Below are 14,234 nucleotides of genomic sequence, written 5' to 3'. Positions count from 1 at the left end.
CGAGCCATACCAATCTTCGATTTACATATCGAAAAAACTGAGGCATGCTGGGGCGAAGTACATCGCTTAGCAGTCATGGGAGGGAATGATTATGGGGTTATCCGTTCAAGACATCGCCGCGCTGTCACCGGTCCAGAAGATGGACCTGGCCGACGTGCTTTACGACGTGGCCCAGCAGGAGATTGAGGCCCTGGCGGCCCCGCTCACGGACATACAAAAGAATGAGCTCGACCGCCGGCTAGCCGCCGCTGATCGCGGCGAACTGGTCGGCGAGCCTTGGGAAGCGGTCTTCGAACGCCTCCGACGGGAGCCGTGATCCCGGCATCGCTCCCGCTAACCATTCTTCCGCCGGCGGCGGACGAATTGCGTCAGGCGATGCGGTGGTACGACGGCCAGGCCCGCGGGCTAGGCCGCGTCTTTCTGGCCGAGGCGAACCAACAGGTCCGCCGAATCATGCAGTTTCCGGAAGCGTACCCCGTCTTGGTGTCGGCTTGTCGCCGGGCCGCCCTGCACCGTTTTCCTTATGCGATCTGGTACCGAGTGCTACCTGCCACCGTTGAGGTCGTGGCCGTGTTTGACACTCGCGGTGATCCGGAACGGATCGGGTTTCGGGTCGAGGCGCTCCCCTGAACGAATCTCAATATCAATAGATCCGTTCCGATTCACCGGCGTGACGGACATAACCGATGTCGGGTATAAGCCCCTCCCATGCCGAACCTCGCTAACGTCCTCAATGAACAGATCGGGCGCGTTGCCAACCGCCACATCCGCCGCCAGGGGAAGGTCGTTCGGAAGCTGCTCGCGCAGCACCGCCGCGACATCGCGTCGATCCGTCGGCAGTTGGCCGCGGTACTAAAGGCCGTCTCGGCTCTGCAACGTCAGCAACGCCGTGGCGGTGCCGGCCTTCATGCCGCTTCATCCAAAGTCGTTGATGAGACCAACGGCCTTCGGTTCCGAGCCGACGGACTCAAGACGCACCGGGCCAAGCTCGGGATCTCCGCCCTCGATTACGGAAAGCTCGTGGGCGTCTCCGGTCTGACGATCTACCACTGGGAATCAAAGAAGGCCAAGCCCCGCAGGGCACAGCTCGCCAAACTCGTCGCAGTCCGCGGCCTCGGTAAACGCGAGGCCGTCAAGCGACTGGACGAGATGAAATAGACGGCGCTCGCTTCGCGCGCTCGTCCATCCGTCATTTAACTTGCTGATCCTGAACCAAGGCCCCCGCCTTGGTTCTTTCGTTTGAAGGGGTATCGGGGAAAGAAGGTCCGGCCGTGGGCCGTGTATCAAAACCCGCCTGAAACTCATTGTCGGCAGATTGTAGCGCCCGTGCTCGCCGTCAAGGTCTGCCCGCTGCGCGGGTCCCTCCTCCGGAACCTCCACCTTGACCGCTGCGCGCGAGCGCTAAGCCCCTCCTTCATTCCGGTCAGGCGGGCGTGTGGGTGTTCCACACCACCCCAAAGACCATTTGAAGGAGTTAAGGCCATGTCGTTCGATCTATACCAATCCGTCACCGACCAGATTATCGCCATGCTGGATAAGGGTGTGGTCCCATGGCGGTCCCCGATTCTCGGCAGTGCATCTGCCGGGCACCCGAAGAACTTGGAGAGCACCAAGCCCTATCGCGGGGTGAACGTCTTCCTGCTGGCGTTCACGGCGTGGGCTCAAGGATACGGCTCCTCATACTGGATGACGTACAACCAAGCGAAGGCTAAGGGAGGAACCGTCAAGAAGGGGGAGAAGGCGTCCATGGTCGTCTTCTGGAAGCAGTACGAGACCAAGGACAGGGAGACCGGTGAGCCGGCGAAAGTGCCGGTGCTTCGCTATTACAACGTCTTTAACGCCGAGCAATGCGATGGGATCACGGCACCGGACATAGTGCCCTTCGAGCTAAACGTATTCGACCCGATCCAAGCCGCCGAGGCGATCGTCAAAGGTTACGCCGACGGCCCCGCCGTCGAGCATGGTGGGTCAAAGGCGTTCTATCGCCCCCTCCTCGACTCCGTCCGTCTGCCCGAGCCGTCCCGGTTCACTTCCGCCGAGGAATACTACTCCACCCTCTTTCACGAGCTGTCCCACTCCACCGGCCATGGCAAACGGCTGGATCGCGGCTTGGACACGGACCCTGCCCCGTTTGGCTCCTCGGACTATTCGAAGGAGGAACTGGTCGCGGAGACCGCAGCTGCGTACCTGTGCGGTCATGCAGGCATCGCGCCCGCCGTGATCAAGAACCAAGCCGCTTATCTCCACGGGTGGCTCCAGCAACTCAAGTCAGACAAGCGATTGATCGTCACGACCGCCGGTGCGGGTCAGAGGGCGGCGGATTGGATTCGCGGCGAGCGGCAATGCGCGGAACGTTGATCGGGACCGGTACCGTCACAATTATATCAAGCAAAGGCGGCAGACCATCACATGGTTTGCCGCCTTTGCTTTTTATGGGCTATCTGGCCGCCAAGGCACTTGCCTGTGATGGTCAATGATGACGACGGCGCCTCGAAGACATCGAATTGCACGCCATTACCGTGCCGATCCCTAGCGTCAGGGTTGGTTCAGGGATCGATTCGATGACGAAGGAGGTCCCATTCGCACCGATTAAACCGTGGCCTGCATAATCGCTTTTTAACCTGCCCCGGCCCGAGTCGGTATCGACCACGAAGATTTGTGTTCCCGCCACTCCGTACAGGACACCGTCATCGCCGGTCGCGAGTCCGTATACGTTGTTGAAGCCGATCGGGCCGACCTCGACCCCGCTCGGCGTCGGGCCAAGGGAGATTTTGACCAAGTAATTGCCCGTATCACTGAGATAAAGCGCTCCGGCATTAAATGCGAGATCACCGGCGGAACTGAAGCCGGTGCTGCCGATGCTTGTCGCGGCACCGGTCGTTGTATTCACCGTGTAAAGCAATGGCGTGGTGGCGCTGGACGCGTACAAGACGCCAGTTGTGCTGAACACCAACGCGTTGCCCTGGGGAATCCCGGTCGGTCCGACGAGCGTTGCTACGCCCGTCGCGGTATTTACCTTAAACAGGTTGTTGAACCCGATTCCCCATAGTGTTCCCCCCCGATCAAAGGCGATGTCGGTCAAGGCTACCCCGGCATTGCCAACGTACGTCACGGCCCCAGTTTGCACATCGACTTTGCCGATCCCTCCCTGCTCGTCATCGATCCAGAGAATTGGACTGGCGACTGCCGACGCCGACAGCGCCAGGACCGTTGCAACGGCGAGACGGAAACGCAACGCGGCTAGCGAGATTTGGTGGCTCATATCTTTCTCCTGAAGCATTTTGGATTGGCAGGACGGCACGGGAACCCTTTCCCGCCGCCTGTTGTCGGAAGGTAGCAACAATTTCGAGCCGCGTTGGCCGCTTCCGACCGGTCGACAACGTGAGATGGCCGAGAAATCGATCCGCGCGGACCCGCGCGGATCGATTTCGGCAGCAAAAAAAATTTTGCATTTTTCTTTCGGATCACCCGCGCGAGGCGCGCGGATCGAGGCCAGGTCGTCGGGTTCGTTCCAATGCGAGACATTCATTCGCTTCGCGTTAAGTCGATCGTGACATTGGCAGCGGATCGCGCTATACGCGAAGGATGACCACATATTCACCCAATCCCATCCGTGTCGCGTCGCTGGCCCAGGACATGGCCCGCCGTACGGACGGTGTTGATGGAATGGTGTTTAATAAAGTCGCATTGGTTTGCATGGGGACGATGGCGGTGGCGAGCGTTCTGTCCGTCCTTCACCCGCTGCTCAGGGACCTGAACCGGAAGCACGACCGTCAGTCGAGCAGAGGCGGTCGTTAGGCTTCGAATCTCGTCCCTCATCCGACGTGTCAGACCACTATTACCCCCTTCAATTTGGCGCCGGTTTGTGCTCCATTTTGACACACCTTTACCTAAGTTAAGCGACTGAACTGGCTCGAATTTCTCGAATCATCGGAAATGCATTTATTCTGTCAGACATCTCCCCTAAGCAGTGCTTAGGCAGTTTTGTACCGTGCAAATGCGACGAATCGTAAGTACGACGATCCGTGAATCCGGATGGTCACACAGACGTGAATACGACGATGTCGGAATTCGCAAACACGATTCATCGTGTCGTCGCAAATGAGTGTTTGACCGTTCCCGTAGATACTGCTAATCGTGGAATCGTCATTCAGCAGAATCGTATTTCAGGGGGATAAGGGATGATCATCGCGTTCTTGAATCAGAAGGGTGGCGTCGGCAAAACGACTCTCGCCGTGCATGTCGCCGACGCGTTGGCCCGACGCAAGAAATGCGTCCTGCTTGTGGATGCCGACCCGCAGGGATCGGCCTTGGATTGGGCGGCGTCGCGCAAGGGAGAGCCCCTTTTCCCGGTCGCCGGACTGCCGCGCGCATCCATCCATAAAGAACTGCCGGTGCTCGCCAAGGGATATGACTTCGTCCTGATCGACGGTCCACCGCGAGTCTATGAGGTAGCCAGGTCTGCCATTATGGCTAGTGATCTTGTCCTGATTCCAGTGCAGCCGTCCCCATACGATGTGTGGGCAGCCAAGGAGATCGTCGACCTCCTTCGCGAGGCTTCCGTCTATAAGCCGACCCTGAAATCCGCATTTGCGATCAATCGTAAAATCGTAAATACGGCACTGGGTAGGGACGTCGTCGAGGCGTTAGCCGAGTACCCGATCCCAGTGCTCAAGACCGCGATCTGTCAGCGGGTGGCACTGGCCGAATCTGCCGGCCAGGGTCAGACCGTCTTCGAGACGGCCCCCGACAATCCTGCCGTACGGGAGTTGATCGCCCTGGTCGACGACATTCTGGAGTACGGAGCATGAAGAAAGTTAGTTTCAGCTCCAAGCCGTCGGCCGAGGCAACCAGCCGATTATCACCGGACCGGTGGGTAAATGATCACGACGCGACGACCGAATCGACGAAGCGGCTAACGATTGACGTGCCGCAAAGTCTTCACACCCGGGTGAAGAGCCAGTGCGCTCTTCAAGGGTTACAGATGGCCGATGTCGTCCGCGAGATGCTCGAACGCCGATTCCCGGCGGAAGAGGGTCGTCTATCATTGCCGGAGACACGGAAAGACGATCCATCGTAAATGCGGGGAATCGTATTTGCAGAACTCTGTATTTACAGACCGCCAAGAAGTGCTTGTCGGGTTATGTTGAAGTGAACTAAGGTGCTTGCTTAAAGAGTTAATCAAATAGGCGAGGGGCAGCAGATGACAGGGAATTTGCCGGCGGGAGCTACGCTGACTCGCCATCAACGACGGCTGATCGAGACGTCTGCTGCCATCCGCAGTGATCCTCCAGGCCGGATCAACTTCCTTCATACCGTTCAGTGCCAGTGTGGTATCCCGTACCGGAATCCCGGTGATGACGTCCGTGAGTGGGACCGGAAGCAGGGGGTTGCGTCCCTGCGCATCGAAGCCGGCTCGGCAATGGACCCGTATACCGGCGAATTCGTGAAACAGGGCCTGCCTTACGGCGAAAAACCTCGGTTGGTCCTGATACATCTGGCTACGGAAGCCGTTCGCAACCGATCTCCCATCGTGGACGTTGAAGGATCGATGACCGCCTTTGCCCGGTCTCTTGGCCTGGAAACCAATGGACAGCAGCTTCGGTCCCTGAAAGACCAACTGACGCGACTGGCGTCAGCGACGATTCGCTTGGGCGTGGTGGAAGAGGGGAGGGCGGTTCAGGTCAACACCCAGTTTGTCAGTGCGTTTGACCTGTGGTTCCCTAAGCATCCAGACCAGCGTGCTCTCTGGCCTTCGACCGTTCGCCTCAGCGAGGAGTATTACCAAACCCTTGGTCAGCATGCAGTTCCGCTCGATCATCGCGCCATAGCCGCTTTATCCTCGTCCTCTATGGCACTGGATATTTACGTCTGGCTGGCACAGCGGCTTTATCGGGTGCCATCGAATAAGCCGCAATTCATCGGCTGGGCGTCGCTCCATGACCAGTTTGGGCAGGGATTTGCTCGGATTCGGGACTTTCGCCGTAGCTTTCTTCAGACGTTGCGACATGTTAATGCTACTTACCCGACCGCCAAGCTCGCGGCGGATGAAAGAGGACTTACTCTTACGCATAGCCCGCCGCCGGTAGGATCTCGATCGGGCGGTAAGGTGTTGTTGTCCTAGAAGTGCCGTGATCGGCACGGTCTAGGAAGCCCGTACAGCAGGTTTACTCCTTATGGGCTACATAGGTAGCGGGATGGATTGATAACCCCTCTCAAACCCCTTCCTATTCATTTTACGCACCATGTCCGACTGGCTTGAGACTCTTCCCTTGAATGCAATCCTTAGAGTAAGCATAGCTCCGATTGGCAATCCAGCTCCCTGCGGGTTATCCATCGAAACAAGGCCGACAACTACAGGTAAGAAACTAATAGGTATTTATTATAGGTTTGGGCGACCAAGTTACCGTCCTGAGACGCGCGGTTTCCATGAGTAGCTGCGACCAACTTACCGTGGGCGGCGCGACCAGGTTGCCGTGGATAAACTGGCTCATCTCTCTGCTTATCCACAACGCATCTCTGCTCAAAGGGGCGCGACTAACTTACCGTGGCTGCATCGGTGACATTGCGCGGAAGCTTAAGCCGTGAAAATCGGTAATCGGTGAAATTTACAGTGCCGGGCGTGATCGTATTGTCATCCGCACCGCGACCAAGATACCGTTCATGTTGTGTGCCATTTCAGTACGTTCCAAGATCATAACGCGACCACGGATTTTCATCATCGGAATTGCCTCGTTGCGTCTCGATCGCAGGTACTAGGGGTGTGTCAGCCGTTGAAATGCGGGAGTCGCTTTCTGTCCCGGACACGGTGCCAAACCGGTAGTTTCCGCCTTCGTGCACGGAATAATGGCACGTCACATAGGATGACACAGTTGTGCAGGGCGTCTGTCCCTCCCATTTTAACGTGGCGCACGTGGTGGTTTGCGCGCCCTCCCCAAATTGGTGATCGGCCTTCCCGGCATTGCCCGACCGCGAAATATGAGACCGACAGCTCCCACACCGATTCTTTTGACGGAGTAGGGCTTGTAGTTGCGTTGCGCGGCTGAAATTGCTTAGTCTTTGCATCATAACGGTTCCCATCTATCACGTTCCGTTGGCCGGCCGGAGCAGCGCCAGTCGCTGCTCTGGCCACCGTTTCCATTCCGGCCTGGTTTCGCGTTCCACGGGGCGTTGGAGCACGTCACGGACGTCCGGCCCACGGTCCCCTTGCCGTACCCGGGCGCGGATCAGGTTCCCGAGGTAGCGATCGTCATCGGGGCCGAAGTCGGTCGCTTGGACGTAGGACTAAATCGCCTCGTCGAATTTGCCGACCGATTCGAGTACCAACCCTAGGTTGTTCTTGGGCTCCGGTCGGTTTGGCTTGAGTCTGGCCACGTCCGGTACCCCCGCCCCAACCAAACCATTGTTACACCCGGCGGGCGTGCCATAAGCTGCCGCCGACGAAGCCAACGCCCGTCGCGGCGGCGATGACTTCGACGACCGTGAATCAAGTCCACGTTGCCACTGAACTCAACGCTCATTGAGCGCACCGCCACTCAAGAAACCAAGAGGTCGTCATAAACCGCAATGGAGCTGTGTCGGCCGTTCGAATGCGCCTTACGACCCGTTATTCGATGACGATGCGAATGTGGTAGTTGTTGAAATCCAAGGGAAACTAAGGCGAGACGGATATCCTTAAATCGTTCTAACTAGAATTACGAAGGCAGCATCGCTTGTACTTTTTGCCAGATCCGCACGGGCAAAGATCATTTCTCCCGATCTTTTGTTTGAGCTGCCATCGTGACTCTAAAACGTCATCATCTGGTAAATCTTCGGCGATCAACGTTCTTCGTCTCGACAATATCGATTCCACTAATCGCTGCTGATTTTTGAACTCGGCCCGTTGGGTGGGACTTTCGATGGCGAATTGTTCGAGGTTGTCGAGCTCTTCACGGCACTCCTCCTCTTCCCCTAAGTAGGCGAGGACAACGGCACGCTGCGCCCGAACCGGGACAACGTATTCCAACAGTTTGAACTCCTCGACAATTGGAAGCGTGTATTGGTCGAGAAACATCAGAGCGCCCTCATAGTCTCCGCGTTCCACAAAGTCGTCCGCTGCATCTTGACCGACACCAACAGCAGACGTAATAGCTTCACCTAAAACGTAGAATTTATGTGCATGAATGCGTGCAAGTGGCTTGACTAGTCCCAGTTTTTTAAGGGCTCTCGCAAGGAGTTGATGGGCGTCGCCGACCCTCTTTAGGTTGGAGAATGTCTCCTCGCCCTCATTTCTGAGCTTTTGTAAAATAGATAACTGGCTTGCAAAATTCACATCTTCTTCGCGTAGACCCAAAAGCGTGTAATATCCAGCAATAATTTCCTGTGAGTGACGAGCGGATAACTCGAAAACACCGCAAAGAAATTCGGTGGTCGCCAAGTTGTATTTAAAGATCAGTAACCGAGCGGGATCATCGCCACACCATGTTTCCGCATCCTTAACAATTGAAGTCGCTTTGGCGATGTCGCGATCAAGGCGCGCTTTGAGAAGTTGCTTGAGCGCGAAAGCCGCTCGCTTATGAACGTCATCTGTTCCGCATTCAAGAAGCAGTTGTTCTAACTTCGTCAGTCTGGAACCAACTTCAGAAGTTGTATTTTCTTGGAAGTCCCAAAATAGAAGCGTATCAAGTGCCCAAAATCGATCGCTTGCGGGAGCATTGCTTTTCTCTACTACGTTTTGAAGAAGAGGTCGCACAAGCGAGACATAGCCATGTTCGGCAAATATTTCGTCATTATGAGTCGCAAGATCTACGAGTGTTTTGGTCTCCCCGATCTGTGGAAGTAGTCGGTACAAAAAAGACTGTCTGGAGAAATCCCATCCCTTCTTCCCTGGAGCGATGATAATTTCTTTCAATGAAGTGAATGCTCGGAAGATAGTGTCCGCCGGCATCGCCGACACTGTATTTCCGCTCACCAAGCGAAAGCTATCGTGCATCAAGATTTCTTCCGCGCCGCAGGAGATGATTCCTAAATCTGAAACCAATCGAATTGATGCCGCAGCTTGCGCAGGGCTAACCCGAAGAGCATCGCAGATCAGCCGGCGGGCTTCATGAGCAGTTAGTGATATGTCGCTCAACGACAATACGGCAGCGGCTTCGCGCGCGCTTTGCGGGAGCGCTGATAGTCCTCCATTGAGAAGCAGTTCCTGGGCGGTTGAAACTGTATGTGTACGTGCCTCTAGTTCATCGCACATCACCTCAACGCGTTTGCCGTACAGTTTGTCTGCCATGGAAGCAGCCTGTCGCGTAAAAAGCGGTAACCCGCCAGTAATTCTGAGAATTCGGTCGGCAGTTAAAGCGCTAATCGGTATGTTCACCGCACGAAACTCTGCCGCAATTGAATCCAGAGTGAATCCCAATAGCGAGTCACCTTCAACACCGAGAGCTGCGGCCAACGCACCTGTCTCCAAGCCGGGCTGCGCTAGAATAAGCCATCTCATGTGGCTCGTGGCAGCAACAGTCACTGCGACGGTTGATGCGGAAATTTTATGAACATTATCGACAACGATTTGAATAGTTTTGGAGTTGTTTTGCAGATAGCGGTCAAGTATTCGAAGTGAATCAATTCCGCTCATCCCTGGCGCAAGCAACGTGGATCTCGCAGCGCTGTCGACTTCCGATCGGGCCGATAATTCGCGCGTTAGCGATGACGCGAAGGCCTCTGCGGGAATTCCGCTTACATCAAAGTACGCGAGGTTCGCTCCTGAATGCCGTGCGCATTCCGCTGCCCAGGAAGTTTTCCCCGACCCCGAGAAGCCTGTAATCAGTCGTATCCGATCGGGTTCATCAAGAGACGGTTCATCTTGCAATTCTCGATACGGTTCAGGAGCCGCTGGAAAGCGCTGAAGCTGAAGTATGATCTGTTCAAAGAGGGATGGTAGTTCAGTTGTGCGAAAGCCGTGGTCGTTTCGCGCACTTTCACCGGTGCTGGCATGATGAACGAGTGCCGCAAGTTTCCATGCGAGGGTCGGACCAGAGAGCCTACCGAGTGGCACCTTACCCGCCCTTAAAGAACACCACTCAACGGCGGTATTTAGATCGCGCCATGGCGGAGGGAAGTATTCCGGGCTGTGCTTCGTGCAGCCGGGGTATGTGATCCTTACGTCCGCAGGCCACGTATCTTCCTTCATACGGAATGCGAGCGGCCCATTCGGTTCGGAATTCGAAACAATCCAGAATTCAGCCTTCAGCGAATGTCTCGATTTTGAATGTTCGCGCCGAAGTATGTCGAACCGATCAAGAGTATCGGCAATGTCTCCACTGGTGAGCTTATCCTCGCGGGTTTTAATCTGGCAATATACAAGGCGGTCGTGTAGCAACACCTCAATGTCTTCGTCTCGCTCGACGCGAATTTCTTCGACGTTGTTCTCTGCGGCAAGCAACAAACATCCCGCGCCAAACAAATGTTGATAAAGAAAACCGCGATGTACGCTTTCGATGCGCCGGAGTTGTTTTGGATCGATCGTTTCGAACATGCTGCTGACCGCCATCGGCATAGTGATTAACGTATCCCGCAGTGCCCCAACTTAGAACTCAAGATTCGAGGGTACCATCGCAGGCGTCCTGATCCTCACTGTATTCACATAGCGAATGTGCCAATGACCACGCAGTATTTTATTTCTGGGTTGGGGTATACGTAATTGCCACATCAACAAGCTTGATATCAGGATTGCTCATTGTCCCAAGGACCATTTGGAATCCGTGTGTGAGTGCGTCCTTCGCGACATCAAACTTATCTTGGTCTGCGGACGTGAAGGTGAACGTTTCCCCATCCTCATGTTTCGTGAATTCGGTGACGTGAATGCTACCCTGACCTGGGAAGACCTCTTGCTTACCCAATAATCTGCCGTCCTTATGATACAAAGTGATGTCATCTTTGACGGGGTGATCAGCTTCGGCGCTATGTTCCAAATTCTTTGTATCAATCCACACGACGATCTTGGTTATGTCGCCTTGGACTGTCATATCGCAATCAAACGACCACGTATTTGGAGCTTTCGGATCCACACTTCGTACGGGCGTAAAATCCTGAGCTGTGTTTTGTTGCGCGGGCGGATCGGCTGCCAACACTGACCCTCCAAAAGCGAGTAGAAATATGACGCGTCCTAATCGATTACTCAACATTGCTAGACCCTTCTCAAGCTCGAAATCGCTTTCGCCCTGTCACGAAAAAATTATCGTCGCCGGTGGTCCAAACGCGAGCAACTTGCCAGGCTGAAAATTGTACCCTACTTTGTAGCCTACCAATCGCAAAACATGAATTCCACCACAGATACTTGTCGAACACACGTTCCCGAAACCATCGCTCTGACGTCCGCGTTGTGAGCAAGTCGTCGAGCATGTCCGTCGCCAGCGAAAATGCCTTTCAGTTGATCAACACCGCCCACGTTTCCCAATTCATCGATGGACGATCGCACAGGCAAGGTATCGCGTTACAATCCACTCAATGCGCCAGCGTACCCGGACTCTTTCTGAGAAGCTCGACTCCATAGGAGAGCGTTTCCAGCCCTTCCCAAATGTGAGTGCCGGCTCATATTGTTCGATGACGCAATCGCTCCGTTTGGACGGATTCGCTGACGAAGACGTCAAGGCGGCTCTTCGCGGCGATGCTCTGACATCGCGGACGGTCTTCCCGGTCCTAGTGCATGAGTGTCAGCACATGGTGGATCATCTTTGCACCTTGTTCGGTCGGAAGCTCTTAGCTCAGACTTACGACGGGATGGATGCCCGGCTGAGCGGAAACCACAATCGCTTCGCGTCCGTTGCAGATTTGTTTCGTACCATTCGTGAGATTCATCGGAACGACTACTTTTTTGAACTCGGCGAGGCCGCTGATAAGCCGCGGCGTCCGGGCGAGCGCTGGATATACGACTTCTCAACTGGGTTACAACTCGACGTGGAGGGCCGGGAACTTCCTGACCAGCCGGTGTTCTTCGTCCGCTTTTTCCACCCCGACGGTGGGCGGATTGCCCGTGTGCCGATGTCCGTGGCCGCGCTGCTCGAGGCCAGAGCTATGGCCGCTGAGGTACGTACCCAAATGCGTTTGAGTGCTGGTATCGCAGACGAATTTGAAAAGAAAATGTACGTTGGCGAGGTCGCATCCGGCCTCGACCAGATCCTTTATGAACCATACTTTGTCAAGTATACGGTTGCGGCGCACACGGCCGCGAATCTCCTGGGTGGAAGAAACTTGGTGGATGCACTAGAGGTTGCAGCCCGTCTCTCATCGATCTGTCTAATGATGCCGTCCGAATTTTTCGATCGGGTTAAAGTGCCTGAATACCGGGGAAGCCGTACAGAGGATCCGGAGGAGGCGGTGCGCCGGTGCCGTGCGGCGCTACGTCGCCGGGACCGAGGTTATCTCTTCTTGTTGCTCGTCACCAACCTGGCGCAAAGCGGCGGTCTTTCCAATCCACTCAATGTAGTTGCGGAAGCACTGGGGGCCAGCGCCTTGCCCGCCGAAGGCGAGGTAATGGCCGCATGCGGGCGGGAGTTGGTGGACGTTACGCGTTCAACCGCCGGTGGACGCTTCGCGGAGCAGTACACGCGTGTGCTAGCGCTCGGCGATGCATGCTTGGTAGACGGAGGGGCAATGGATGCTGGAGGGGTGCTCACACGCCTGCCGGCGACATTGCCTCCTCTAGTGCTACGGCAAGGCGGTCCGTACTGCCACGGTACTCCGGCCTGGTCGATCGAAGCCCACGAGAATTGGTCCAGCGCCTGTGAACTCGTGACTGAGAAATTCAGGGAGTTTTTTGACGCGTGCGGCCTATACCGCACAATCACATGACTCCAACGGGGTCACATTGTCAGCCTGCACCTCACGAGGCAATTCGCCTGATAGCGTTTACCACCGACAGGCGAAACACTAACGGCGAAACGCTGGGATGCAGGAACACGAGGTCCATCGGCGCGAAGAAGATTTCTTGGGGCGATGCCGAGTCGCCCTCAGACTCGCACTGGAGTACAAGCGCATGAATGTTATGGACCTTACGCTGAACGATGTTCAGTCTTATGCGGCGGCCTGCAAGGCAATGCACGACTACATCGAGACGCTTCGCATGGAAGGATACGACCTCCTTGTAGTTCCCTCACGCGGAGCCCATCCGTTTCTTCAGGCTGCAAAATCTTACGCGCACAACCAAACTGCGGCCACACGCGGGCCAAGACTATTCGCGCCGCCGCTGGTTCGCATGGAGGAGCTTTACCTTCCATTCACTGCGGATATCGCGAGTGACCAAAATGTTTCGTCGTCGGCGATCCGCGGTTACTGGAGCCGGGTGCTTGCCGCGATCCTTCGCGGCGACAAGAGCGAGCCCGCGTACAGATTCTACGAGTTCCTTCGACAGCAGGCAGGTTCACTCGCCGTCGGCGTCAGTCAAGTACGGCCACGCAACCACTTCCGCTTCATCTTCGTTGACACGGTCGTATCTGGACGCGCCATCACGGAGATTTTCGGCGGGTTTGCCGCTTATGGACTGAGCGAATGCCACTTTCTCTTGCTTCTGGATAAGGGGGGCCGGGACCTCAAACCCGAGTACAAGCGTGCGATCGATGCAATGGTAGCCAGAGGCCGTGCGACCACAATCCCGGTCGATAACATCTTCACCGAGGATGAAGGCCCGGCGATGAGCGGTATCTGGACGGTGACCATGCCAGAGTTGATGAACGCTGCACTCACGTTGCCGGCCTTCGCCGGCACCGGGCAGGCCGCCGCCACCTTGTTCTATTGGGAAATCAGAAGACGCGACGATCGATCGAATCTACCCATCACCGTTTCCAACGGGCATCTCAGTACAATGCTGTATTCCGCCGTTGCCGACGGCGGCGTAACTGGGCTGTTTCTTAAGGACTTTCAGGATCACGTCAGCGGTAGCCACCTTCAGGACCAGGCTCTCACAAAGGAAGTAGCCTGGCCCGTCGTCAGCCGAAACCTCCCGATTCGATCAATCGATGTGACGGGTTCGCACGTCGTCCGGGGCCGGATGGATGCCAAGACCATCGAGGGTTTGATCCGCAAGTTTTCAAATCCTTAACCTAGGTCAGGTGTTTTCGCTGCGAATACTTCACGCTACCCGCCGAAAACACCCCCAAAACGCCACTTTCACAAGGCGACGAGTAACGTAACGAGCCCCCGCTACTTCCTTGTTCATGCAACCCTCGTCACCAAACGAGGGTTGCGGTGTTTTGGGCACCGCG

General features: G+C 55.9%; 12 protein-coding genes. 9 read left to right on the top strand and 3 right to left on the bottom strand.

The annotated features are described in order from the left end of the window. Nucleotides 1–91: 91 nt before the first annotated feature. The 4 genes from VGN12_19555 to VGN12_19540 all read left to right on the top strand — a co-directional run bounded on the left by VGN12_19555 (nt 92) and on the right by VGN12_19540 (nt 2,358). Complete coding sequence (locus VGN12_19555) at nt 92–316, top strand: addiction module protein (GenBank protein ID HEY4311652.1); 225 nt, start codon at nt 92–94, stop codon at nt 314–316. After that, a complete protein-coding gene (locus VGN12_19550; protein HEY4311651.1) occupies nt 313–630 on the top strand; it encodes a hypothetical protein in 318 nt (105 codons plus the stop codon). The genes VGN12_19555 and VGN12_19550 overlap by 4 nt, the downstream gene beginning before the upstream one ends. Nucleotides 631–708: 78 nt before the next feature. Next, nucleotides 709–1,158: a helix-turn-helix transcriptional regulator gene (locus VGN12_19545; GenBank protein ID HEY4311650.1), complete on the top strand. Its 450-nt coding sequence runs from the start codon at nt 709–711 to the stop codon at nt 1,156–1,158. Between the two features lie 324 nt (nt 1,159–1,482). Then, the gene (locus VGN12_19540; protein HEY4311649.1) at nt 1,483–2,358 is read left to right on the top strand and encodes a zincin-like metallopeptidase domain-containing protein; all 876 of its coding nucleotides are present in this window, start codon (nt 1,483–1,485) and stop codon (nt 2,356–2,358) included. 112 nt (nt 2,359–2,470) lie between these two features. Here VGN12_19540 and VGN12_19535 read toward each other — a convergent pair whose 3' ends face one another. Then, the gene (locus tag VGN12_19535; GenBank protein HEY4311648.1) at nt 2,471–3,529 is read right to left on the bottom strand and encodes a hypothetical protein; all 1,059 of its coding nucleotides are present in this window, start codon (nt 3,527–3,529) and stop codon (nt 2,471–2,473) included. Nucleotides 3,530–4,181: 652 nt separating this feature from the next. Between VGN12_19535 and parA the strand changes: the two genes are divergently transcribed. From parA to VGN12_19520, 3 genes are all read left to right on the top strand, one after another. Further along, nucleotides 4,182–4,811 carry a ParA family partition ATPase gene (parA, locus tag VGN12_19530; protein HEY4311647.1) on the top strand — a complete coding sequence of 210 codons (630 nt, stop codon included), beginning with the start codon at nt 4,182–4,184 and terminating at the stop codon, nt 4,809–4,811. After that, a complete protein-coding gene (locus VGN12_19525) occupies nt 4,808–5,080 on the top strand; it encodes a plasmid partition protein ParG (protein ID HEY4311646.1) in 273 nt (90 codons plus the stop codon). Before parA ends, VGN12_19525 begins: the two co-directional genes overlap by 4 nt. Nucleotides 5,081–5,203: 123 nt before the next feature. Further along, nucleotides 5,204–6,124, top strand: coding sequence for a replication protein RepA (locus tag VGN12_19520; GenBank protein ID HEY4311645.1), 921 nt, complete (start codon nt 5,204–5,206; stop codon nt 6,122–6,124). A 1,560-nt stretch (nt 6,125–7,684) separates the two neighbouring features. On the opposite strand, the gene VGN12_19515 is transcribed toward VGN12_19520, so the two are convergent. Together VGN12_19515 and VGN12_19510 are read right to left on the bottom strand one after the other, a co-directional pair. After that, nucleotides 7,685–10,510, bottom strand: coding sequence for a dsDNA nuclease domain-containing protein (locus VGN12_19515; protein ID HEY4311644.1), 2,826 nt, complete (start codon nt 10,508–10,510; stop codon nt 7,685–7,687). Nucleotides 10,511–10,649: 139 nt separating this feature from the next. Next, nucleotides 10,650–11,102, bottom strand: a complete 453-nt coding sequence (locus tag VGN12_19510; GenBank protein ID HEY4311643.1) for a hypothetical protein — start codon at nt 11,100–11,102, stop codon at nt 10,650–10,652. Nucleotides 11,103–11,481: 379 nt separating this feature from the next. Here VGN12_19510 and VGN12_19505 point away from each other — a divergent pair, with 379 nt between their 5' ends. Next, entirely contained in the window at nt 11,482–12,825 is a 1,344-nt protein-coding gene (locus tag VGN12_19505; GenBank protein HEY4311642.1) for a hypothetical protein, read from the top strand. 184 nt (nt 12,826–13,009) lie between these two features. After that, nucleotides 13,010–14,071 (top strand): hypothetical protein, encoded by a 1,062-nt coding sequence (locus VGN12_19500; protein HEY4311641.1) that lies wholly within the window; start codon nt 13,010–13,012, stop codon nt 14,069–14,071. The last annotated feature ends 163 nt before the right edge of the window (nt 14,072–14,234 follow it).

It is taken from the genome of Pirellulales bacterium, assembly GCA_036499395.1.
In the GTDB taxonomy this organism is placed as follows: Bacteria; Planctomycetota; Planctomycetia; order Pirellulales; family JACPPG01; genus JACPPG01.
This window is presented reverse-complemented; position numbering and strand designations above follow the sequence as displayed.